The 22833-nt window shown below is 42.1% G+C and carries 23 protein-coding genes and 1 other annotated feature; of the genes, 2 read left to right on the forward strand and 21 right to left on the reverse strand.

The window, feature by feature from the left end; all coding sequences use genetic code 11:
- Positions 1 to 457 precede the first annotated feature (457 nt).
- Together vrrA and ADA55_RS15935 are read left to right on the forward strand one after the other, a co-directional pair.
- Positions 458 to 1144: a VrrA/YqfQ family protein gene (gene vrrA / locus ADA55_RS15930; protein ID WP_048685696.1), complete on the forward strand. Its 687-nt coding sequence runs from the start codon at positions 458 to 460 to the stop codon at positions 1142 to 1144.
- Positions 1145 to 1270: 126 nt separating this feature from the next.
- A complete protein-coding gene (locus ADA55_RS15935) occupies positions 1271 to 2215 on the forward strand; it encodes a 4-hydroxy-3-methylbut-2-enyl diphosphate reductase (RefSeq protein WP_048685698.1) in 945 nt (314 codons plus the stop codon).
- Between the two features lie 47 nt (positions 2216 to 2262).
- Here the strand turns inward: ADA55_RS15935 and ADA55_RS15940 are convergent, their stop codons facing one another.
- The 21 genes from ADA55_RS15940 to yqfC all read right to left on the reverse strand — a co-directional run bounded on the left by ADA55_RS15940 (position 2263) and on the right by yqfC (position 22556).
- Positions 2263 to 3381, reverse strand: a complete 1119-nt coding sequence (locus ADA55_RS15940) for a Nif3-like dinuclear metal center hexameric protein (protein WP_048685700.1) — start codon at positions 3379 to 3381, stop codon at positions 2263 to 2265.
- Positions 3378 to 4085, reverse strand: a complete 708-nt coding sequence (locus ADA55_RS15945) for a tRNA (adenine(22)-N(1))-methyltransferase (RefSeq protein ID WP_048685717.1) — start codon at positions 4083 to 4085, stop codon at positions 3378 to 3380. The genes ADA55_RS15940 and ADA55_RS15945 overlap by 4 nt, the downstream gene beginning before the upstream one ends.
- A 217-nt stretch (positions 4086 to 4302) precedes the next feature.
- The gene (cccA, locus tag ADA55_RS15950) at positions 4303 to 4671 is read right to left on the reverse strand and encodes a cytochrome c550 (RefSeq protein WP_034308472.1); all 369 of its coding nucleotides are present in this window, start codon (positions 4669 to 4671) and stop codon (positions 4303 to 4305) included.
- Between the two features lie 235 nt (positions 4672 to 4906).
- A complete protein-coding gene (locus tag ADA55_RS15955) occupies positions 4907 to 5440 on the reverse strand; it encodes a hypothetical protein (RefSeq protein ID WP_048685702.1) in 534 nt (177 codons plus the stop codon).
- Positions 5441 to 5612: 172 nt separating this feature from the next.
- The gene (gene rpoD / locus ADA55_RS15960; protein ID WP_034308477.1) at positions 5613 to 6746 is read right to left on the reverse strand and encodes an RNA polymerase sigma factor RpoD; all 1134 of its coding nucleotides are present in this window, start codon (positions 6744 to 6746) and stop codon (positions 5613 to 5615) included.
- Positions 6747 to 6781: 35 nt separating this feature from the next.
- A complete protein-coding gene (gene dnaG, locus ADA55_RS15965; RefSeq protein WP_105718784.1) occupies positions 6782 to 8587 on the reverse strand; it encodes a DNA primase in 1806 nt (601 codons plus the stop codon).
- A gap of 51 nt (positions 8588 to 8638) precedes the next feature.
- On the reverse strand, positions 8639 to 9094 hold the full coding sequence (locus ADA55_RS15970; RefSeq protein ID WP_048685719.1) for a YaiI/YqxD family protein: 456 nt from the start codon (positions 9092 to 9094) through the stop codon (positions 8639 to 8641).
- Positions 9095 to 9606: 512 nt separating this feature from the next.
- On the reverse strand, positions 9607 to 10416 hold the full coding sequence (locus ADA55_RS15975; RefSeq protein WP_048685721.1) for a pyruvate, water dikinase regulatory protein: 810 nt from the start codon (positions 10414 to 10416) through the stop codon (positions 9607 to 9609).
- A 28-nt stretch (positions 10417 to 10444) separates the two neighbouring features.
- Positions 10445 to 11080, reverse strand: a complete 636-nt coding sequence (locus tag ADA55_RS15980; protein ID WP_161784850.1) for a helix-turn-helix transcriptional regulator — start codon at positions 11078 to 11080, stop codon at positions 10445 to 10447.
- A gap of 164 nt (positions 11081 to 11244) precedes the next feature.
- The gene (glyS, locus tag ADA55_RS15985) at positions 11245 to 13314 is read right to left on the reverse strand and encodes a glycine--tRNA ligase subunit beta (RefSeq protein ID WP_048685706.1); all 2070 of its coding nucleotides are present in this window, start codon (positions 13312 to 13314) and stop codon (positions 11245 to 11247) included.
- Positions 13301 to 14197, reverse strand: a complete 897-nt coding sequence (glyQ, locus tag ADA55_RS15990; protein ID WP_034308488.1) for a glycine--tRNA ligase subunit alpha — start codon at positions 14195 to 14197, stop codon at positions 13301 to 13303. Before glyQ ends, glyS begins: the two co-directional genes overlap by 14 nt.
- A gap of 98 nt (positions 14198 to 14295) precedes the next feature.
- Positions 14296 to 14471 (reverse strand) — a binding site (T-box leader).
- Between the two features lie 58 nt (positions 14472 to 14529).
- A complete protein-coding gene (gene recO, locus ADA55_RS15995; RefSeq protein ID WP_048685708.1) occupies positions 14530 to 15282 on the reverse strand; it encodes a DNA repair protein RecO in 753 nt (250 codons plus the stop codon).
- A 33-nt stretch (positions 15283 to 15315) separates the two neighbouring features.
- Positions 15316 to 15459 (reverse strand): YqzL family protein, encoded by a 144-nt coding sequence (locus ADA55_RS27995; RefSeq protein WP_065310843.1) that lies wholly within the window; start codon positions 15457 to 15459, stop codon positions 15316 to 15318.
- A 98-nt stretch (positions 15460 to 15557) separates the two neighbouring features.
- The gene (era, locus tag ADA55_RS16000; RefSeq protein ID WP_034308493.1) at positions 15558 to 16487 is read right to left on the reverse strand and encodes a GTPase Era; all 930 of its coding nucleotides are present in this window, start codon (positions 16485 to 16487) and stop codon (positions 15558 to 15560) included.
- Positions 16480 to 16878, reverse strand: a complete 399-nt coding sequence (locus tag ADA55_RS16005; protein ID WP_048685709.1) for a cytidine deaminase — start codon at positions 16876 to 16878, stop codon at positions 16480 to 16482. Before ADA55_RS16005 ends, era begins: the two co-directional genes overlap by 8 nt.
- Before the next feature lie 39 nt (positions 16879 to 16917).
- Entirely contained in the window at positions 16918 to 17295 is a 378-nt protein-coding gene (locus tag ADA55_RS16010; protein ID WP_048685711.1) for a diacylglycerol kinase family protein, read from the reverse strand.
- Positions 17273 to 17749, reverse strand: coding sequence for an rRNA maturation RNase YbeY (gene ybeY / locus ADA55_RS16015; RefSeq protein WP_034308501.1), 477 nt, complete (start codon positions 17747 to 17749; stop codon positions 17273 to 17275). The genes ADA55_RS16010 and ybeY overlap by 23 nt, the downstream gene beginning before the upstream one ends.
- The gene (locus tag ADA55_RS16020) at positions 17746 to 19911 is read right to left on the reverse strand and encodes an HD family phosphohydrolase (protein ID WP_048685713.1); all 2166 of its coding nucleotides are present in this window, start codon (positions 19909 to 19911) and stop codon (positions 17746 to 17748) included. Before ADA55_RS16020 ends, ybeY begins: the two co-directional genes overlap by 4 nt.
- A gap of 191 nt (positions 19912 to 20102) precedes the next feature.
- Positions 20103 to 21065 (reverse strand): PhoH family protein, encoded by a 963-nt coding sequence (locus ADA55_RS16025; RefSeq protein ID WP_034308506.1) that lies wholly within the window; start codon positions 21063 to 21065, stop codon positions 20103 to 20105.
- Positions 21066 to 21068: 3 nt separating this feature from the next.
- Entirely contained in the window at positions 21069 to 22256 is a 1188-nt protein-coding gene (gene yqfD, locus ADA55_RS16030; RefSeq protein WP_048685714.1) for a sporulation protein YqfD, read from the reverse strand.
- A 15-nt stretch (positions 22257 to 22271) separates the two neighbouring features.
- Positions 22272 to 22556, reverse strand: a complete 285-nt coding sequence (gene yqfC / locus ADA55_RS16035) for a sporulation protein YqfC (RefSeq protein WP_034308511.1) — start codon at positions 22554 to 22556, stop codon at positions 22272 to 22274.
- Between the last annotated feature and the right edge of the window lie 277 nt (positions 22557 to 22833).

Genomic DNA, 22833 nt, shown 5'->3' on the forward strand with positions numbered 1-22833 from the left:
AAGCGCAAGCGCCTGGGTTGCTCGTGAAGAAAATAGGGATTGTCCCATAAGGCGCTTTTTGCCTTGTGAGGGCAATCCTCTTTTTCACATCGAGCTAGGCGCTGAAGCTGGATTACACAAAAAGCGCAAGCGCCTGGGTTGCTCGTGAAGAAAATAGGGATTGTCCCATAATAGGAATGTCATCCACCTTTTCCGATATCCCCATTCACTCTAATCACAAAAGCGCAAGCGCTGAGGTTAGTTCTCTTAAAATGGACTCTTGCAAATGAAAAGCCCCTGTCCTGGTCATAGCGTATCCCCCGCAGACATGGAGCTAAAAGACTACCGTTACCATCTTACCTTCTTTCCGGTTACTTCACAACTTCCCAGTCACTCTTTCCTCAAACCTTTTTTGTCGAGTTGCATAATTTATATAGAAGATAACACCAGTATATAATATTCTTAGGAGGTGAAACCTATGTTCCCAAATAGAAATCGTCAACCCGGACCCGGTTTTCCGCCACCCAATGGCCGAAGGAGGCAGCAGCCCCCTGCTCCATTCAGGCAGTCACCGCAAATTCCCCATCCTTATCAGCAGATGCAGCGTCCGATGATTCCAAACAGACCGCAGATGCCACAGGGACCTCAAGGTTTCCGCGGCCCTTTCAACCAACAGCAGCGGCAGGAAATGCCGCCAGCAAAGAAAGAAGGGTTATTGTCAAAAATACTCGGTAAGTCGAAACAAAAAGCAGCTTCTCCGAATTTGTTTGCGCCAGCGGGTTCCACTAACCAAAGTTCTTCAAGAAGCAGCGGAGGCGGTATCTTAGAAACATTAAAAAACCCCGATTCCCTTAATAATATGCTTTCCAACACGCAAAAGGTGTTGCAAGCGGCGGAACAATTCACGCCTATGGTGGAACAATACGGACCAGTGATTAAAAACCTGCCTTCCATGTGGAAAGTTTTCCGAAGCATATCATCAGCCGATGAGACCAAGGACGAGGGAGCTTCCGTTGAAAGCGGGCCCGCGGTTGGGGCACAAGAAAAAAGTGAGGTAAAAACGGATTCGACGAAAAAAGAAAAAGCTATAGAAGCTAACCCCACCGCCCCAGTTCGTCCCGAAACCAAAAGGAAAAGATCCTCAGGTCCCAAGCTTTATATTTAAGAGCTACAAAAAATTTACCAATAACTGATTTTATGTAAATATGATGTTTTGTAATATCATCTATGGTCTTATATAATAGAAAGGTATAAAAAGTGAGAGTTTCTTGCCTTGAAGGAGGACACATAGATGAAAGTGATTAAAATTTCCCCGCGCGGCTATTGTTATGGCGTTGTCGATGCCATGGTCATCGCCCGAAATGCGGCTTTAGATAAAACCTTGCCACGTCCCATTTACATTTTAGGAATGATCGTGCATAACAAACATGTGACGGATGCGTTTGAAGAAGAAGGCATCATCACGTTGGACGGCAGCAACCGCAACGATATCATCGAACAGGTGGACAGCGGAACCGTCATCTTTACTGCTCACGGCGTTTCACCTGAGATCAGGAAGATCGCTGAGAAAAAAGGGCTTGTGACGCTTGATGCAACATGTCCCGATGTTACAGCAACACATGACTTAATTCGGGAAAAACAAGCGGAAGGCTATCAAATCATTTATATTGGCAAAAAAGGCCATCCGGAACCTGAGGGTGCTGTCGGAGTTGCTCCCGATGTCGTTCACCTGGTTCAAAAGGATGAAGATGTGGAAGCCTTGACTTTGAATAGTGATAAGATCATCGTCACCAATCAAACAACGATGAGCCAATGGGATGTTTTGGATATCATGGATAAGGTCAAGGAAAAGTTTCCACATGCCGAAGTCCATAAGGAAATTTGTTTAGCGACACAGGTTCGTCAAGAAGCCGTTGCCGAGCAAGCTGGCGAAGCTGATGTATTAATCGTTGTCGGAGACCCTAAGAGTAATAATTCAAACCGACTTGCACAAGTGTCCCAAGAGATTGCCGGCACGAGAGCTTATCGAATCGCTGACATTTCCGAGCTGAACCTTGAATGGCTAAAAGATGCAGAAACGGTTGCCGTCACTTCGGGGGCTTCTACACCAACGCCGATCACGAAGGAAGTTATCGCATTTCTAGAACAATATGAAGCAAATGATGAATCGACTTGGAATACCGAAAAGAAAACGCCGTTGCATAAAATTTTACCAAAAATTAAAGTGAAGAAATGATTGCACAAATACAAAGGCAGCCACTAGGGCTGCCTTTTTCGTGTTTATCAAATGAAGCGGAATGGGTCTGTATTCAGCCTGGATGGAATGAATTCCACATCGTAGTTCTTTTCGCGGCACGTTCTTTCAAGGAGTCGTGCCACCCCTTTTTTCATCACCTTTTCAACATTGTGGCCGGGATCGACGATATTCAATCCAATCATCATCGCGTCATGGGCTGTATGGTAATACATATCACCTGTAACGTAAACATCGGCACCCTTGAATTTTGCTGTCGTAAAGTATTTATTGCCGTCTCCGCCCAAAACGGCCACTTTTTTTATCGAACTTTGCAGATCTCCAACGACACGCACCTTTTCAACATCGAGTGTCCGCTTCACATGTTCGGAAAATTGTTCAAGTGTCATTTCTTCGGCAAGTACACCAATCTTTCCTAAGCCAAGTGACTCCCCTTTATTCTCCAGTTTATATATATCGTGAGCAACCTCTTCATATGGATGGGCTTTAATCATCGCAGCTAGTACTTTCTTCTCGATATTTTCCGGGAATATCGTTTCAATCCGCATTTCAGCTACTTCTTCAAGCTTTCCTTTAGAGCCGATAACCGGTTCACTGCCTTCACCTGGCAAGAAGCGTCCTGTACCTTCCCCAGAAAACGAACAATTGCTGTAGTTCCCGATCGCTCCGGCCCCTGCCTTGCCCAGGGCTTCCCTCACCTTTTGTTCGTCGGTCTTTGGAACATATACGACCAATTTCTTAAGAGCTGTCTCATAGGTTGGAATCAATACCTCTGTGTCCTGCAATTGAAGCGCTTCGGCAAGTAAATCATTCACTCCGCCCTTAGCAACATCCAAATTGGTATGTGCAGCATAAACAGCGATATCATGTTTGATCAGCTTTTCGATGATGCGGCCTCCAGCTGTGTTTGTATCGATCCTTTTCATTGGTCTGTAAATTAGCGGATGGTGGGCGATGATCAATTCCACGCCATGTTCGATCGCTTCGTCTACAACCTCTTCCAGCACATCAAGGGCAATCAGCACTTTAGTAATCGGCTTATTTAGCTGCCCGACATGCAGCCCGATCGGATCTCCCTCCATTGCATAATGCTTTGGGGAGAATTGTTCAAACATCTCAATGATTTTGTGACCATTCACTGTCTTCAACCTTTAAGCACCTCCTCGATTACCGAAATTTGGGATTTTAACTCATTGCGCTTCGTTTCCAGTCCGCTTCTTCCGCTTTCATCCAATTGTTCGATGATCCTCTCCAAATGTTTTTTCTCAAGCTGCCATTTTTTTATGAAAATATCACTGAATTGCTCTCTTAAGAATGGACCGAAAGTGAGGCCCGTTTGCTTGTTTACACCATAAGGACGGAGCGGGTCTCCTTTTTTGGCAATTAAGATCTCGTAGATTTTCCCATCTTCCTCAAGGATCTCCTCTCCACAAAGTTCCCAGCCGTTTTCGATTAGCCAGCTGCGAACATTCGCTGCACCGACATTAGGCTGAAGGATTAGCCTGTCTGCCTTGCCGAGTTTCGCTTTTCCGCTTTCCAATATACTTGATATTAAAGTCCCTCCCATGCCTGCAATCGTAATGCATGTCGCTTCATCGGGATTCAATACTTCAAGCCCATCTCCTTTACGGACCTCTATCTTGTCTCCAAGACCCGTCATTGCCACTTGCTTGCGTGCTGACTGATAGGGTCCTTCTACAACCTCACCTGCTATGGCGCTGTCACACAAGCCGTTAGTCACCGCATAGCACGGCAAGTAAGCATGGTCTGATCCTATGTCTGCTAGGATGCTTCCTTTTGGTATATGTATGGCAACACGTTCTAATCTCATCGATAGTTTTTCATGATTCATATTTATCAACTCTCTTAATTCAAATAATGTCTTGCTATAATTACTTTCCCATTCGATTATACCAAGTTCAATCGAAAAATTACAGAAAGGAGAAATAGGGTCCTTTCTATCATGGGCAAAAGAAAAACTGCCATCTGGATTCTTCCTTTTCTGAATTAAATGAAAAACTGACTCAAAAAGGTCGCTTTCCAACGATTTCTTGAGTCAGTTTCATGAATTATTTCAGTCCATGAATATATTCGGCCATGGCGTCAATGTTCTGTTCTTCGACTAAACCTGGCGGCATTGCACCTCGTCCATTAGTGATCACGTCTTTAACCTCGTCCACCGACAGGCGATCGCCAACTCCTTTTAGCGCAGGCCCGACACCACCTTGATAGGCGTCACCATGACAAGAGATACAGTTTTGCTTATAAATGTCCTCAGGTGATGCTGAGGCACTTTCTGTTTCTTCTGTCTTTTCGCCGCCCTCTTTTTCCTTAGCAAGATCTTTGGCATCACCCAAACCTTTAAACGAAAGTAAAAACATAAGTCCAATACCAAAAACCATGATAATAATAAAAGGCATTACTGGATTGCGATTCATAGTATTTCCTCCCCTATGTAGAACCTAAACTTACCATATTTAATATTATATACAAACAACTATATATTATTTTACTTGAAAAGAGTTTCAAGTAAAAGCCCAAAAATAGAAGATATTATATAATTTCTTAAAATTGTCAAAAACTTATGTATATTTCCAAACAATTTTACTTTTTCTTACATATGTTTCATAATACCCAAAAATCATTATTTAAAACCGCTGGAATGTCCTTGAATTATATTAATAAAAAGTAAAGAGTGACCAGTGCCCCAAGGCTTCCCGCTATGGAAAAATGGAGCAGCTTCAGCTTATTGCCCAATAAAATCCAGAGTCCGCAATTAATGAATAAGAAAATATAAAGGATACCCGCTTTGCCGGGTGCCATGAATTCCGCCAAACTGACAGTTAATAAAAGCAATGAAAGTACCATCCCCATCAACGCCATCTGAAAAATGACCTTCCTGCCTTTTAAGCGGCGGACTGCCAGCCCAAAGACAAGTATTGAAATTGTTGTCATAAGCATTTGCATTCTTATGGTTATTTCAGTAAAATAATTCAAAAATACAATAAATGCAAAACTGGTTCCAATCAACATTCCGAAAAAGAGGTCGTTTTTTTTGCTCGCGGTTTCATCATTCGATTTTGATGGCGGAAGTTCACCTTGACCGTATAATGCAAGCAGGTAATTACAATATTGCTCCGGAAGCATACGACTTTCTTTCCAGGAGTATATTTCTTGAATGATGATTTTCTTTCTCATTTCATCCATGAATCTCACATCCTCATGATGATCTTCTTTTTAACGTCTGTAAATTTGTTTCTGTTATTTGGAAAAATGGATAACTATTGTTGTTATTAGGATATTTTTACATCGAAATTAAAAAAAAGAGCCGCTCCCGAACGCTGGGCATTCAAAGAGGGCTCTGTTAAGGGCATATATTCTATTCAAGGAAATCTTTCAAGCGTTTGCTGCGGCTTGGATGTCTCAGTTTACGCAGCGCCTTCGCTTCGATTTGACGGATACGCTCGCGGGTGACCCCAAACACTTTACCTACCTCTTCAAGTGTACGGGTGCGGCCATCATCAAGTCCAAAGCGGAGTCTCAAGACGTTCTCTTCACGGTCTGTAAGAGTATCCAATACGTCTTCAAGCTGTTCTTTCAATAGTTCATATGCTGCATGCTCCGATGGGGAAGTCGCATCCTGATCTTCAATGAAATCACCTAAATGTGAATCGTCTTCTTCACCTATTGGCGTTTCCAATGAAACAGGCTCCTGAGCTATTTTCAAGATTTCACGAACTTTTTCGGGAGTCAGGTCCATATCCTCCGCAATTTCTTCCGGTGAAGGTTCACGTCCTAAATCCTGAAGAAGCTGTCTTTGGACACGAATCAATTTATTGATGGTTTCCACCATATGCACCGGTATCCGGATCGTTCTTGCTTGGTCGGCAATGGCACGGGTTATCGCTTGGCGAATCCACCATGTTGCATACGTACTGAATTTGAATCCCTTGCGGTAATCAAATTTTTCCACAGCTTTGATAAGTCCCATATTACCTTCCTGAATCAAATCAAGGAAAAGCATTCCGCGTCCGACATAACGCTTGGCGATACTGACAACAAGACGTAGGTTAGCTTCTGCCAAACGGCGTTTCGCTTCTTCATCTCCATCTTCAATTCTCGTCGCCAAAGAGATTTCCTCTTCTGCCGATAAAAGGTCGACCCGACCAATTTCCTTTAAATACATGCGTACTGGGTCATTAATTTTTACGCCAGGAGGAACACTTAAATCATTTAAGTCAAACTCTTCTTCTTTTGCAAGTTTCTTCTCATCTGGATCATCTTCATCTTCGTCTTCCTCACCATCAGTGAGTATTTCGACGCCGTTTTCTGCTAACACCTCATAGAACTCATCCATTTGATCGGAATCCAACTCAAAACCGCCAATCATTTCAGCGATTTTTTCTAAAGTCAAAGAGCCTCGTTTTTTACCTAGCTCCAGTAATTTTTCTTTCACCTGTTCAAGGCTAAATTCATTATCAACTTGTTTGGAACGTGCTGGTTTTTCAGCCATTAGTTCCCCTCCTTCCAGGACTTACACCTAAACGACTACAACATTTTACGCAATTTAATGATTTCCATGGCAATTTGTGCAGCAGTGACATAATCACTTCGTCTAACTGCATCTTTTTCTTCAACTTGTTTTTCTTTTATCTTTAACAACTTTTCATATTTCAACACTTGATTTATACAATCGGTCAGTTCTTTATCGGTAACTTCCTCATTCACTGACATCATTTCTATTTCCGAAACGATCCTTCTCAAGTTTGGATCCGGTAAATAAGTAAGGAAAAAGCTTGTATCCGGTTCGTGTCCATCTTCATAGAACGCATATAAATAGGTGATGATTGCCTGATGTTCATCTACATGAAAGACCGTTTGCCCAAGCAACTGCTGAATTTTGAAAGTCATATCCCTGCTTTTCAGCATATGGGCAATCAACTTCATTTCAGCATTATGGTGAGCAGGCTTTAACTTATGCTCATATTGCAGGGCCATTTTCTTTTGGGCTGCTGGCTGCGGCAATGTCCCCTTCTTGCGTTCCGTAAAGAACACCTGACGCTGCTGCTGTTCCAGCGCATCCAATGAAAGGGAAAATTCAGAGGATAGCTGCCGGAGATAATGATCCCTCTCCACTGCATTGGGCAATCGCGAAATTTCTTTAAGGACTTCTTCGATATATTGAATTCGATCTCCTTCATTATTTACATTTTTCCCTCGACGCAAATAATGCATTTTGAATGCCATGTAGGTTAAACTGGCCCCTATTACTTCAGAAACAAAGCTTTTTTCACCGAATTCCTTTATGTAGTCATCGGGGTCCAGGTTATCAGGCATGAGAGCGACTTTCACGGAAAACTCATGGTCCTGTAGCATATTGACTGCACGATTGGCAGCGTTCAATCCCGCTGAGTCCGAATCGTAGCAAATAAGTATCTGGTCAGTATTTCTTTTTAAAAGCTGGATATGCTGGTCCGTCAGGGCAGTGCCCATTGTAGCGACCGCATTCTCCACACCTGCGCCAACTGCTGAAATGCAATCGGCAAAGCCTTCAAAAATGACTGCTTGTTCTTTCTTACGTATGTGTGGTCTTGCATGATGGAAATTATATAAAGTTTTACTTTTATTAAAGATTGGCGTTTCAGGACTATTCAAATATTTGGGCTCATCGTCCCCCATCGCTCTTCCTGAAAACGCAATCGTATTTCCTTGATGATCCATAATTGGAAACATGACTCTATTTCTGAAACGGTCAAAATATGACTCGTCTTTTTCCCTGAAAATAATAAGCCCTGCCTGCTCCATGTATTCCGCTGGAAACCCGCGTTTTAACAGAAACTTGGACACGAAGTCCCATGAATCCAAAGAGTAGCCAATTTGGAACTTTTCTATCGTCTCTTCAGTAAACCCTCGTTTAAGTAAATATTCGAGAGCATCCTGCCCCTCTTTCGTATTAACGAGGAGATGATGATAAAACTTCCTCAGCAGGTCATGGGCTTCAATCATTTGCTGAGCGCCTGCCGGCATGTTGGAACGCTTGGAATCCTTATTGATTTCAACTTCCAAAGGAACATTTCCTTTTTCAGCTAAAACTTTTGCAGATTCCACAAAGCTGTAGCCTTCTATATCCATTAAGAAGGTAAAAATATTTCCGCCTGCCCCGCAACCGAAACAGTGAAAGATTTGTTTTTCCGTTGAAACGGAAAACGAGGGCGAGTTTTCACCATGAAAAGGACATAGGCCAAAGTAATTGCGCCCCTGCTTCTTCAGCTGGACATACTCCCCAATTAAATCAACAATGTCAACAGCTTCACGAATTTGATTAATTTTCTCATCTTCTATACGGCCATTTATCATTTTTCCACCTTGCAATATTGGTGATAGTTTCTTATTCGATACTGTTTCCTAATTCCCTGCAAAGTTCGACAATGTTTTCATAAGTTTATTAGTAAAACATATACGATCTTCCTTTGTGAATGCTTTTGGCCCTTTCGTATGCTTACCCTGCCTGCGGAGTTTAGCCGACTGATAACGCATATCCAAGAGCATGAAAATATTCTCTTCCGTGTATTCTTTTCCCCTTGGCGAAAGGACATAAACGTTTTTAGGAAGCAGTGTCCCAGCCAAACCAATATCTGCAGTAACGACAATATCACCCTTTTTTACTGAGTTTACTATATAAAGATCTGCCGCTTCTTTGTCTGCATCGACATATACCCATTTACCTTCAGGGTTATTCATCATATTTTTATATGATGCAACAAAACAGACTTCAATTTCGTGCAAACTTGCACAATGAAGGATTTCGTCTTTCACCGGGCATGCATCGGCATCGACGTGTATCGTAGGTTTATTATTCATACCTTCTAATTCTACATCTTTCTGCATAATCCTTTTTCTCCCCTAAACTTTATGAAGATATGGTGAATTTCCAGCATTGATTCAGAGCGTTCCCTCTAAAAGAGCAAACATTATTCTTCAAAGAATACCTGTTTATTCAAGTGAAAGCACCTCATTTGCCTTGAAAAAGACCAGCCCCTCCTGAATTATACGGAACATGTCGAATTATTTTTATGATAAAAACCTTGACATCTCATTAACCTTTAGTTTATTCCTTATTAATTAAGTCTAAACCTTAAGATTACTTTTTTCTCACAATTTTTTATTATAGTCTATTTGATTAGAAGATGCCAACATTTAAATTCCGAATGTGTTTTCATGCAAATCAATGGATTTGCACGAGGAAACTAAGAGGAATTTTATGTAATTATTTTGAATTTATTCTTATTAATCCCTTATTTGACCTTGGCATTAAAATGTGAGCTGACACATAAAGTGTCTAGCTCACATTTTGATTTGCCTTAATTTAGGGATCAACGGTTTTTATTTTGAAGGATATTGATGATCAAATTGGCTGTTTCTTCAACAGCTTTATTGGTTACATCAATGATAGGACAATTCAACCTTGATATGATTGTATCAAAGTATGTCAATTCTTCTTTTATGCGCTCCACATTTGCGTAAATGGCATGATCATTGAGCCCAAGAGACTTTAATCGTTCTTTACGAATATGGTTCAGCTTTTCCGGGCTGATCTTTAAACCAATGCATTTTTCAGGAGGTACCAGGAACAGCTCTTCTGGCGGTTCCACTTCAGGCACTAAAGGTACGTTCGCCACTTTATAGCGTTTGTGTGCTAAATATTGTGATAATGGCGTTTTGGAAGTGCGTGAAACACCCACAAGGACGATATCTGCGCGTAAAATGCCGCGAGGGTCACGTCCATCATCATATTTTACAGCAAATTCAATGGCTTCCACACGCTTGAAATAGTCATCATCCAGCTTTCTTACCAGACCAGGTTCATTAAGCGGCCCTTTTGGCGCCCTTTCCTGAAGGATGTCCATGAGCGGCCCTAAAATGTCATAAGCAGCCAGGTTTTCTTTTTCGACCTGTGCTTTCATATACGCTCTAATAGCTGGCTTCACCAGAGTATAAGCAATGATAGCCCCGTCCAACTTAGCCAGTGATATCACTTCATCCACGTTTTGTTCATCTTCAATATACGGAATTCTCTTTATTGAAAAAGCAGATCCCGAGAACTGGCTTGCAGCGGCTTTTGTGACCAATTCCGCTGTTTCCCCTACTGAATCCGATACAACATATATAATAGAACCGTTCATATTCTCCGTCATTCCTTTTGCAAGCCCCCTAATAGCCTTCATCAGCCAAAGCTACGAATGCTTTCGTAATATTGGTTTTTGTAATCCTTCCAATTACTTCATAGCCCTTTTCTGTGTCTTTGACGACCGGTAATGAGTCGATTTGTTTATCAATCAGTTTTTTGGCAACATCAATCAAAAGGTCTTCTTTTGAACACATTGTAATATTGGGCATCCTAGTCATGATGATATTGACTGGAATGGAGTTAAGCTCTTGTTTCCCAATACTCGCACGCAATAAGTCTTTCCTTGATAAGACACCAACAAGCAATGCATGCTTATCGACGACGAACATTGTTCCGACATCTTCTAAAAACATCATGACGATTGCATCGTATACGGAAATGCCCTCGTCAACGACGACAGGTATCGATTGGTAGTCCCGTACATAAAGATGGTTAAGGCTATCTGTCAAAAGCTGTGTCCCTGACCTGCCTGTATAGAAATACCCCACTCTGGGCCGGGCATCAAGAAAACCTGCCATCGTTAGAATCGCTAAATCCGGGCGAAGTGTCGCCCTGGTAAGGTTCAATCTATCCGCAATATGTTCTCCAGTAATCGGTCCATTTTCTTTTACAATTTGTAAAATTTGTTCCTGACGCTTATTCAATTGGATTATAATCACCACCCCACTGCTTTCGCAGAGTAAAGTAACAAAAGTTATTCATTTAATAATTATATACTAAATAATTTAATTAGGGCATTTTTGTCCTATTTATTGACCATTTATCTTTTTAAGAAATCGGAAACCCATATTCAAAGGGTTTCCGATACCATACACCCTTTCGATCATGTAAGGATGATTTTATTCATGGCAGCAAAACCTGCAACCAAATCACTGATTTCCTTCATTAGGGATAAACGGTTGTTGCGGATTGCTTCATCCTCTGCCATGACCATTGTATTCTCGAAATATGACTCTATTTCCGATTGAAGCGAAACAAGCTCTTCAAACCGCTCATTCTCATCTTTAGATTCCATATAACGCATTGCCACTTTTTGATATTTTACATATAACGCATTTTCTTGATCATTTTCAAAGGCAGCAGGGTCGACTGTCACCTGATTGTCACATTTTACGGCAATGTTCATGACCCGGCTTAAAGCTTCCAGGCTTTCCTTAAAGCCTGCTTCTTCTTTCTTCGCATCCAATACATGTGCACGTTCCACGATTGAGTGGATATAACCGATTTCATTGAACAAAACTGCGTCAATCAAATCGTAACGGATTTGCTGTTCTTGAAGCATGTGTTTGACACGAGCTTTAAAGAATGTGAACATGTCCGTTTTAACTTCTTCAAGATCACGTTTTAAGATACCTTTTGATTCCGGTCCTTTAAGACCTAAAACAATAAGCTCCTCTAATGAAATATTCCATTTCTTCTCAGCTAGAATTTGGACGACACCGCTCGCCTGCCTTCTTAATGCGTAAGGATCCTGGGAACCTGTCGGAATGACGCCAATAGCGAAGAACGAAGACAAAGTATCAATTTTTTCAGCCAAACTCACAACCGCGCCAATGACTGAAGGCGGTACATCATCATCCGCATGCCTTGGCATATAATGTTCATTGATAGCTGCGGCCACTTCTTTGGCTTCCCCTTTTAAGAGAGCATATTTTTCACCCATATACCCTTGCAATTCAGGGAATTCATAAACCATATTACTTACCAAATCGAACTTGGCAATTGCCGCTGTACGAAGCGCCATTTCTTTTTCCGCCTTTAAATTCAAAGCATCCGCAAGAGCACCGGTCACTTCAGTTACCCGGGCAGTTTTCTCGGCCAATGTACCGATTTCTTCATGATAAACGATGCTGTCAAGCTTTTTCAAAGCATCCGAAATCTCTTTTTTCTGATCTTCTTTATAGAAAAATGCTGCATCCGATAAGCGGGCACGCAATACTTTTTCATTACCTTTAGAAACCTTATCCAAATGGCGGTCATCGCCGTTGCGCACGGTTACAAAGTAAGCAAGCAGGTTCCCTTCCTGATCTTTAACTGGGAAATAACGTTGGTGTTCCTTCATTGATGTGATTAGTACCTCAGCAGGAAGCTCAAGGAATTCTTCTTCAAAATGTCCAAATAACACCGTTGGATACTCTACCAAATTATTTACCTCTTCAAGCAGATCTTCATCGACAGGGATGATCCAGCCTTTCTCCTGCTCAAGCTCTTTAATCTGATCCAATATAACTTGCCGGCGTTTATCTGGATCTGCCATTACAAATTGTTCATTCAGCGTATCTTCGTACCGTTGCGGCTGCTCGATGATGGCGCTATTGCCTAAGAAACGATGTCCTTTTGTTTCACGGCCCGTTTCCACATCAGCAATGCTGAATGGCACTATTTCATTGCCAAATAAGGCAATCAGCCATTTAATCGGACGGACGAAGCGGAGCTCCTGATTGGCCCAGCGCATATTTTTGGGGAACGTCATGCCGCTGATGATTTCAGCAAGCTCAGATAAAAGCTGAACGGTCTGCTGTCCTTTTATGAATTTATTCACATGGACATATTCCACACCCTTGAGTTCTTTAAAATAAATGTCCTCTGAAGTCATGCCTTGACCCCTGACGAATCCCAATGCTGCTTTAGACCAGTTGCCTTCGCTGTCCAACGCGATTTTTTTGGCCGGACCTTTTGCCTCTTCTTCGATATCCTTTTGGGATTCTTCCACGTCCTTCACCAATACGGCCAAACGTCTTGGTGTGGAAAAAGCTTCAACCGTCCCGAATTCTATCGCTTTTTCCGTTAGCCATTGCTGCACTTTATCTGACAACTGTTTCATTGATGCTGTCACAAAACGGGCAGGCAGCTCTTCCAATCCAATCTCCAATAACAAATCACGCTTGCTCATTTGTATTCTCCCCTTTCACTTTCAGGATCGGGAAGCCTAATTTTTCCCGCTCTTCATAGAAGGTTTTGGCAACCTTACGCGCTAAGTTACGGCACCGGGCAATATAACCCGTTCTTTCCGTCACCGAGATGGCACCTTTGGCATCCAAAAGGTTAAATGTATGGGAACATTTCAAAACATAATCATATGCAGGATGTACAAGTCCTTCTTCCATTTGTCGATGCGCTTCCTTTTCATACATCGTGAAAAGCTGAAACAGCATATCAAGGTCGGAGGTTTCGAACGTATATTTCGAATGTTCGTATTCCGGCTGACCAAATATATCCCGAACAGTGAATCCATCTGTCCATTCTAGGTCAAATACGTTCTCCTTATCTTGAATGTAAGAGGCGAGACGTTCGATCCCGTATGTAATTTCCACGGAAACCGGCTTACACTCAAGGCCGCCCACTTGTTGGAAATATGTAAATTGCGTGATTTCCATTCCATCAAGCCACACTTCCCAACCAAGACCGGCACACCCTAGTGATGGATTTTCCCAGTTGTCCTCGACAAAGCGAATATCATGCTCAAGCGGATTTATCCCTAAAGCGCGTAATGAATCCAAATACAACTCTTGGATATTGTCAGGCGACGGCTTCATGATCACTTGGAACTGATGATGCTGATACAGTCGATTAGGGTTCTCACCATAACGACCGTCAGCAGGACGGCGGGAAGGCTCTACGTAAGCAACGCTCCAAGGCTCCGGTCCAATGGCTCTCAGGAACGTGTATGGGCTCATTGTTCCTGCCCCTTTCTCGACATCATAAGCATTCATCAATATGCAGCCTTGTTCAGACCAATGCTTTTGTAACGTTAAAATCATATTTTGAATATTCATCGTACACCTCCAGGTTATTTAAACGGCTCTTATTAAGATTAAAGGTCGGAACCCATTACATTTTGGCAAACAAAAAACTCCCGTCCCTATGCGAAATGCATAGGGACGAGAGTATACCCGCGGTTCCACCCTAATTGCCGTTTACAAAACGGCCTCTTTTCAAAGCAACATGCTCCGGAACGCCCTTCCCTGTAAATCCATATCCCGGCTTCCACCGTCCCGGGTTCGCTTTTTATGGAGAATGACAGATACTCTTTTCCATCAACGCAATCTTCTTATTTTGATGATTAGAATTTTATACAAACTAGCATGGAATGTCAATAGGTCAGAACCTAAAACATATCTTTCATCGTATCCATCTGTTTCAGGAACTTTTTTGATTTCAAATGCAGACCGGAATATTCCTCATAATATGCATCGATGATCTTCCGCAGTTCTTTTTTCGTTTCAGGCTTGACGGAAATGTTTCCGAGCCTTGATAAATCGAAATAATAAAAAATCCGAAGCAATTTGACGGCTGCAGGTGAAATTTTATAATGATATGGGTCTTTCCCCAGACAGCGGTGACAGATAAAGCCCGCTTCCCGAAGCGAGAAGGAGAATTCCCCTTCCGTTTCACCACATACTGCACACTGATTCAGCACTGGGTTAATCCCATTGACGGGCAGCATCTTCATTTCAAAAATGAATGTCAAAACCTCCGCGTCATATTCCTCGTTTATGTAATGCAAAGTTTGCGAAAGCAATTCATACAAATATGGATTCGGTTTCTTATCCTCGACGCTTTTATCAAGCAATTCAACAATATATGAAGCATAAGCGGTGGCAAAAAGATCCTCCCTTATGAAACGGAGTGAATCGACCATTTCGCCTTGCTGAAGACTGCCGAGTCCGGTTGATGTGGTTACAAGAAAATACCCGGAGCAAAAAAGCTGTGTGACGGCTGAAAGCCTGCTGTTAGGTTTACTGGCCCCTCTCGCCATGACGCCAATTTTCCCTAGCTCACGGGTATATATAGTAATGATTTTGTTATTTTCTCCATATGCAGTTCGCCTTATGACAATGCCCTCACATTTTTGGAGCATACCAAGACACCACCCATGCTCGCCAAGGCTAACCTATGAAACAGGAAAATCAATTTCTGCTAGCTCATCATTCAATCCCAAGTGTCTTTCCTGTCTTTCGACTTCTATCTCCTTAAACAGCAAATAGGTGTCCACATTACCTGTTTCAGTGAATAATTCCCAGGTAAAATCCAACATATAAAGCCCACCTTTCATTTTTACTAGCAATATGAATATCCGACCATATGATTAGCTTGACCGTTTTCCTAACTTTCATGACGCGTAAATTTTGTTAATTAATACTCGCTTTCATTGAAGCCGTAATCGCGAAGCTGGCTTGCTTTGTTACGCCAATCCTTCTGTACCTTGACCCACAGTTCCAAGAAGACTTTAGAACCCAATAGGTTTTCGATATCTACCCTGGCACGGCTGCCGACTTCTTTAAGCATTTTCCCTTGCTTTCCGATGACAATGCCTTTTTGTGAATCACGTTCGACAACGATCGTCGCCATGACATTGATGGTGTCGCTGTTGTCCATTTTTTTAATGGAATCGATGACAACAGCCACTGAATGTGGAATTTCTTCCCTTGTCAGGTGCAGTACCTTCTCGCGGACCAATTCGGAAATGATAAAACGTTCCGGGTGGTCGGTCACTTGGTCAGCTGGATAAAACTGGGGACCTTCAGGCAGATGCTCTTTGATTTGTTCAAGCAGTGTATCAACATTATTCCCTTCAAGCGCAGAAATCGGAACGACTGCCGCAAAAGGGTAAAGCTGTTGGTATTTTTCAATGATCGGAAGTAAATCATCTGGATGCATCGCATCGATTTTGTTTACGACCAGGAAAACAGGCGTTTTTACGGATTGAAGTTTTTCGATGATGAACTCGTCCCCGCGTCCGTATCCTTCAGTCGCATTGATCATGAAGAGAATCAAATCGACTTCCTTCAATGTATTCGTTGCCACTTTCATCATGAAGTCGCCAAGCTTATGCTTTGGTTTATGAATGCCGGGTGTATCGATGAAAATCATTTGTGAATCGTTTTGCGTAAGTACACCCTGGACCTTATTTCTTGTGGTTTGCGGTTTATCACTCATAATGGCGATCTTTTGACCGATGACCCGATTCAGAAATGTACTTTTTCCTACATTAGGTCGTCCAATTATTGAAATGAAACCTGATTTGTAACCTTTTACTTGTGTATCGTCAAATAGTTTATCCATTTAAATCCTCCGGTGAAAAAGCTCCTGGAAGCAATTCCTGTACTGTTAGTTCTTTTATATCCCCATGTAAGTTGGTCAAAACGACCGGCATATCCTTTTCGCACAGTTCTGAAATAACCTGCCTGCATGCCCCGCATGGAGCGACGGGACCATCGGTATCCGCCACGACTGCAAGTTTGGTGAATTTTTTATCGTCATGGGCATAAGCGCTGAATAAAGCTGTCCTTTCGGCGCAATTACACATGCTGTATGCAGCATTTTCTATATTACAACCATGATAGACCTTTCCATCAGCGGTTAAAAGGGCTGCCCCCACCTTAAACTTGGAGTAAGGCACATAAGCTTTATCCCTTGCTTTTTTAGCTTCCTCAATCAATTCTTTTGTATTCAATTCACATCTTCCTTTCAAATTGAGTACCATTTCGGCAACCTACAGGCCAACCTTAGGCAAAAAGATAATCAATCCAACTATTATAGAAAATATAGCATATATGAATACAGCTCCGGCTGCAATATCTTTTGCCTGCTTGGCAAGCGGATGGATTTGGTCCGTTACCAGGTCCACTACCCTTTCAATCGCGGAATTAACGAGCTCCAACGTAATCATACCGGCTATGGCCGCCAAAATGAAAAGCCACTCCATCCCATTCAATGAGAAGTGCCAACCAAAGAATACGACGATTGCCGTTAACGCGAAATGAATCTTGATATTGCGTTCAGTCCGAACAGCCTCCAAAATTCCCTGACAGGCAAAAGAGAAACTTTTTAATAAAGGATACTTTTTTTTATCCTTCTCTTGAAAGTCCATATTCTTCCAAGATCTCCTTTTGTTTTGTGAACATCACTTTTTCATCTTCTTCATTCATGTGGTCGAATCCCAATAAATGAAGAAAACCATGCAGTGCTAAAAATCCAAGTTCCCGGTCAAATGAATGACCATATTCTTCAGCTTGTTCTTTCGTGCGTTCAATGGAAATGATGATATCCCCTAACATGCGGGGCATTTCCGCTCCGACAATTTCCACTTCATCTTCTCCCATTTCTTCAAGCGCAAAAGAAATGACATCTGTAGCTGAATCTTTATGACGATATTCTTTATTGATTTCCCGAATCCTATCATTGTCTACAAATGTAACAGACAGCTCGGTGTCTTTTTCAATGTTTTCTTTTCTTGCCGCAAATTGAAGAATGCTTTCAACAAGCTGCTGAGCTTCCTCCGTTACTTCATTCGTTTCATCCATTAAATCGATAGCTAAAATCATTCTTTCACCTTCTGTCCTAATTTATCCGGCTCCGGATATTCAATCCTGGAGTGGAAGATACCATTCAGCGATTCACATAAGGAATGCTTCACGATACTTAATTCTCTCATAGTAATGTCACATTCATCAAATTGACCATCAGAAATCCTGTCCTGAATGATGAAACTTACCAGCTCTTCAATCTTCTCCGGAGTTGGGTGCTTCATCGATCTCACTGCAGCTTCCACACTATCGGCTATGCCGATGACGGCCACTTCCTTCATTAACGCCCTCGGCCCGGGATATCGATAGGCCGCCTCGAGTGTGGCCTCATCCTGTTTTTTTGCCTTATGGTAGAAAAATTTCAATAATGTGGTCCCATGATGCTGCTCTGCAATATCCACAATCTCCTTCGGGAATTTGTGACTGCGCAGCATCTCCCCGCCATCTACAGCATGGGAAATGATGATATCCCTGCTCGTTTCCGGCTGAAGCCGATCATGCGGGTTCTCTTCACTCATCTGATTTTCGATGAAGAAGTGCGGCCGCTTCGTTTTACCGATATCATGATAATAACTGCCGACCCTTGCCAGCAAACCATTCGAGCCGATGGCTTCACAAGCCGATTCCGCCAAATTGGCGACCATTACACTATGATGATATGTCCCCGGAGCCTCAATCAAGATCTTCCGCAATAACGGATGATTGGGATTCGCGAGCTCGATAAGCTTAATCGATGATAAAATCCCGAAACCAGCCTCGAAAAACGGTAACAGGCCCATTGTCAAAACGGCTGCACCGACTCCAGAACCTATGGCAGCAGAAGCATAATACAAGTACTCCATTCTAGTATAATGGCTGTCCATAATAAAGATGAGCGAAAAAACAAATGCCATATTGATTAAAGACAATAGCAGCCCCGCTACCAGCACCTTTGATTTGAAATTTGGCCTGGATAGGATGATGATTGCCGTCAATCCCCCGAAAATGATATAAAGCCCCATCGAGAAATCCAGATTTCCAGGTGTATCACCATTAAATATAATCGTACCATACGAACCTAACAATATGATCATCGCTACCGCTAACCTATCATTCAATAATATCTTGATGAGCATCGCCGCCATGGCACCCGGAAAAATGTATTCCAAGTTCGAGTTTTTCAGGTCTGCCAGAATGCTGACCGTTTTCATGGTAGCCATTGAAAGGATAAAGACAAGACTGAAGATCAATAACTGATTGTACTTGTTATCCTTTTTGGAAACGGAATAGTAGAAATAGTAATAAAAAGCGGCAAAAGTCAGGAATATGAATAACAGCAGGCCGATATACGGGTAAATGGTAGACTCCGTATTTAAGAAGCCTGCCAGTTCAAGCTGCCTATATACATCCCTGTCCACTAACTGATTTTCTTCAACGATGATCTGACCTTGAAGGATCCTGATCGGCTCCACGCTTTCAACCGCTTTCCTTCGCTGTTCCTCGGTTTTGTCCTTATCGAAAAATACATTCTGAATGATTGCCGTACGCGCAAGGGAAGTGGAGGCTTTTTTCATATCGCCGCTAATGCTCATATACCCTAATTCCTCTACAACCTTTTTCTTGGCATTTTCGACGTCACTTGCAGCGATTCGGGAGCTCATCACATTATTCACTGCCGTAATGGTCGAATCCTTCGCTATTTTCAACTCATCTTCATCCGCCTGCACTAATGCAAGGAAAACGGATTCCTCGATATTCTTATTCACTTCATCAGTCAATTTTTCTTTTAATATCGAAACTTTTTGAGCATCCGTCTTTACGGTCTCTTTTTTATCCCCATCTTCATTATGATCTTCATCGGGGTCCGTTTCCTTATTCACCTCAATCGCTGAATCGAAAATGGATGAAATCAGATCGACTTTATTTTTGGCATATTCTTTTTTTAAAGAATAAACATCCGCCACCTGTTTTGAAATCTCTTCTTTTTCCTGTTCCGTCTTATAGGTATCTTCCACAGTTTTGGTTGATCGGATCGTTTGTTCCGCAGGCTTAAAAAGCTCTACCTGAACCCTTTCCGGCTTCACATTGGAGAACATTAAACCATACGCAAACAAACCAAGTATGATGAACAAAAGCACTTGAAAAAAACGATGGACCAACAGCCCTTTTATTTGAGTGAAGAATTTCTGGATACGATTCAAGGAAGGTCCTCCTAAAAAAAAATGATGTTTATTATTCTAGATATGTAAAATCATAACAGTTTTCATATGAATTTTCACCTTCGTATTGATAAATGTAAAGGTTCTGTCATTTCATATCCACTTTTTCACCATAAAGTTCGTCATTTAGACACATCACGAAAAATCCGCCGATTGAAATGGCGGATTTTTTCTTATGACTTCGCCTGCTCGTAAGCAGTAATGATTTTAGCGACAAGCGGATGCCTTACTACATCACTTTGTTCAAAATAAACAAAGGAAAGGCCTTTAACATTCTTCAATATCTCTTCTACCCGGACAAGACCTGACTTCATGCCTTTTGGAAGGTCAATCTGGGTCCGGTCTCCCGTAATGACCATTTTCGATCCGAAACCAAGCCTGGTCAAGAACATCTTCATTTGGGCTTCCGTCGTATTCTGGGCTTCATCCAATATGACAAAGGCATCTTCAAGCGTACGGCCCCTCATATAAGCCAGGGGAGCTATTTCGATCGTTCCGCGCTCTATCATCCTTTGCGTCTGTTCCATCCCCAGGAGGTCATGGAGAGCGTCATACAGCGGCCTTAGATAAGGATCTACCTTTTCCTTCAGATCACCAGGCAGAAAACCAAGGCTCTCCCCTGCTTCGACGGCAGGCCGTGTCAGGATGATCCGTTTAACATGTCCATTTTTCAAAGCATTGATGGCCATCACTACAGCAAGATAGGTCTTCCCGGTTCCGGCAGGCCCAATTCCAAATACAAGATCCTGTTTCTTAATTGCCTGGATATAGTATCTCTGCCCGATTGTTTTGACTTTAATGGATTTCCCCTTAGCCGTTTTAGCGATTTCCTCATCATATAATTCACCGAAATACTCCAATGTGCCTTTTCTTGCCAATTCAATTGCATAAAGCACATCTCTGGAACTGATTGCAATTCCTTTTCTGACTACAGTCAATAATGCCTTGAGGATCTCTTCCCCCATCGTTACCCGCTCGATATCCCCGGCAACACTCACCGCTTCACCTCGGGTTATGACGGAAATGCCAAGTTCCTCTTCAAGCACTTTTACATTTGAATCCCCATTGCCCAATAACGCGATCGCTTCATTGGGTGATTCGATTTCGAGCTTAATTACTTTCACATCATCTGCCATTCGTTAGTCTCCTTGAATGATTGGCTGTCCAATCGCTATATCTTCAATAACTTGGTAATGTATAGACAATTTAACTTTACCATTCTCCATGCTTTCGTGCAAAATTTTTTCTTCGATGATTTCATCTTCCTCGTCTAAATGTTTGTTTAATTCCGCTTTAGCCATTTTCCTGCCTTCCTCCACCGCTTCTTTCTCCGTATAGCTTCGTACAATATCTTCCTTGCTCCTTAAGGTCACTTGTTTATAAGAAATCGGCAGTTCCCATTGAAGAAAGTGAAAAGGCCTCACTGTCGTTTCCTTTTCCTGTTTTTCATATCCCGGATCCTTGAAGCCCCACACCGGAAGGGAAAAGCCCCCCATTTTCAAAAAGTGCTTGCTCGTTTCATCTCCGTTAAAAACAGAAAACTTGGTTTTTAACGGAACTTCCACTTTCGCTTTATACCACGTTTTCCCTTTTATTACTCCCTTTGCGGATACAATTTCCTGTTTATCCTCTTTACCAATCAATCCTGAAACAAGAAGTTGTCCTTTTCCTACATAATCATTCACATTAACAATAGATTGTCCTTTTTCAACGAACATATCAGCGATGATCGCTTTTTTTGATGCTACCAAATTCTGTGGAGATGTTTTCTCGACCTCTTTAGGCTGCCGTTTTTCCACAACCCGAAAATGATATGTCGTTCCCTTTAGCTCGACCCCCACCCATGTCAATGCACCAATCCGGTCCGACAGCTTACGCTGAATCGTATCCACATCATCAACGAAGAATTGCACTTTACCGATCTTCACGCCCATCTTGTCCAATTCTTTCCGGATGGCATGCTCGGTTGCCGGTTTGGCATCTTGAACCTCGATGCCCCATACCATATTGGAAAGTACAAATATACATAGCAGGAAAGCGATCATCCCCGCTAAAAACCCGCTGTTTTTCATGACTCTCTTCATCAGGAAAGGGAAACCCTTTCCCTGCATGAACTTTACTTTACAATCACTCTTACGCATGACCTGACGTAGTTTGGGGATATCCCTGATATCCATATGGAAAATCAGGGCTTCACTTCCGACACGCTTCACTTCCCAGATATGAAGCCCCCTTCTCGTCAGCATATTAATTAACCGTTCTGCACCTTTTCCATAAGCCTTCACCTTTACATAGCCTGTATAATAGTTTGTCCATTGGTTTTTCATGGAGACCTCCCGGGATCATTCATTGATAAAATAAACCTTGTCAATTTTGCCTTCGAGCATGATTTCTTCCGGCAAAATCGTCTTTATGACAAAGGCATTTCCCTTTATCAGCAACTGCCCATTTTTCAGCATCAATCGTACTTCGCTGTCTGTAAAAGCCAATAGGCCACGATGGTTTTCAATATAAATATGTAATTGTCCGATCATTGTAATTCGCGGCAGGTCCATCATGACATCTTGCGGAAGGTCCATTGTTTTGGTCATAAGCTGTTTCACTTTTTTTCCCCAATTGCGTGCCATAAAAAAGAACCCCCTTTCATCTCAATGTATGAGATTACTTACAGACTGTAGCTATGATATAAGTTAATCTTAATACCATACTATTCTTTAGGAGTTCATAACATGCTAATTAAAACAGTAGCCATCTATAATCGAATCTCAAGGGATAATAACGAATCTGAAGATGTTCTACTTAATCACAGGACAATTACTAAAAGATTATGCGAATCAAAATCATATAAGTACAAGTTATATGAAGAGATTGAATCGGGAGGCAAGTTTGAAGAGAGAAAAGTCC

It is taken from the genome of Bacillus sp. 220_BSPC, assembly GCF_001054655.1.
Taxonomy (GTDB): Bacteria; Bacillota; Bacilli; order Bacillales; family DSM-1321; genus Peribacillus; species Peribacillus frigoritolerans.

Excerpts from the sequence above, each read along its gene's own strand:
- vrrA (WP_048685696.1), top strand. The coding sequence starts at position 458 with ATGTTCCCAAATAGAAATCGTCAACCCGGACCCGGTTTTCCGCCACCC.
- ADA55_RS15935 (WP_048685698.1), top strand. The coding sequence starts at position 1,271 with ATGAAAGTGATTAAAATTTCCCCGCGCGGCTATTGTTATGGCGTTGTC.
- ADA55_RS15945 (WP_048685717.1), bottom strand. The coding sequence starts at position 4,085 with ATGAATCATGAAAAACTATCGATGAGATTAGAACGTGTTGCCATACAT.
- cccA (WP_034308472.1), bottom strand. The coding sequence starts at position 4,671 with ATGAATCGCAATCCAGTAATGCCTTTTATTATTATCATGGTTTTTGGT.
- ADA55_RS15955 (WP_048685702.1), bottom strand. The coding sequence starts at position 5,440 with ATGGATGAAATGAGAAAGAAAATCATCATTCAAGAAATATACTCCTGG.
- rpoD (WP_034308477.1), bottom strand. The coding sequence starts at position 6,746 with ATGGCTGAAAAACCAGCACGTTCCAAACAAGTTGATAATGAATTTAGC.
- ADA55_RS15970 (WP_048685719.1), bottom strand. The coding sequence starts at position 9,094 with ATGAATAATAAACCTACGATACACGTCGATGCCGATGCATGCCCGGTG.
- ADA55_RS15975 (WP_048685721.1), bottom strand. The coding sequence starts at position 10,416 with ATGAACGGTTCTATTATATATGTTGTATCGGATTCAGTAGGGGAAACA.
- glyS (WP_048685706.1), bottom strand. The coding sequence starts at position 13,314 with ATGAGCAAGCGTGATTTGTTATTGGAGATTGGATTGGAAGAGCTGCCT.
- glyQ (WP_034308488.1), bottom strand. The coding sequence starts at position 14,197 with ATGAATATTCAAAATATGATTTTAACGTTACAAAAGCATTGGTCTGAA.
- recO (WP_048685708.1), bottom strand. The coding sequence starts at position 15,282 with ATGCTCCAAAAATGTGAGGGCATTGTCATAAGGCGAACTGCATATGGA.
- ADA55_RS27995 (WP_065310843.1), bottom strand. The coding sequence starts at position 15,459 with ATGTTGGATTTTACCTGGGAATTATTCACTGAAACAGGTAATGTGGAC.
- era (WP_034308493.1), bottom strand. The coding sequence starts at position 16,487 with ATGGATAAACTATTTGACGATACACAAGTAAAAGGTTACAAATCAGGT.
- ADA55_RS16010 (WP_048685711.1), bottom strand. The coding sequence starts at position 17,295 with ATGGACTTTCAAGAGAAGGATAAAAAAAAGTATCCTTTATTAAAAAGT.
- ybeY (WP_034308501.1), bottom strand. The coding sequence starts at position 17,749 with ATGATTTTAGCTATCGATTTAATGGATGAAACGAATGAAGTAACGGAG.
- ADA55_RS16025 (WP_034308506.1), bottom strand. The coding sequence starts at position 21,065 with ATGGCAGATGATGTGAAAGTAATTAAGCTCGAAATCGAATCACCCAAT.
- yqfD (WP_048685714.1), bottom strand. The coding sequence starts at position 22,256 with ATGAAAAACCAATGGACAAACTATTATACAGGCTATGTAAAGGTGAAG.
- yqfC (WP_034308511.1), bottom strand. The coding sequence starts at position 22,556 with ATGGCACGCAATTGGGGAAAAAAAGTGAAACAGCTTATGACCAAAACA.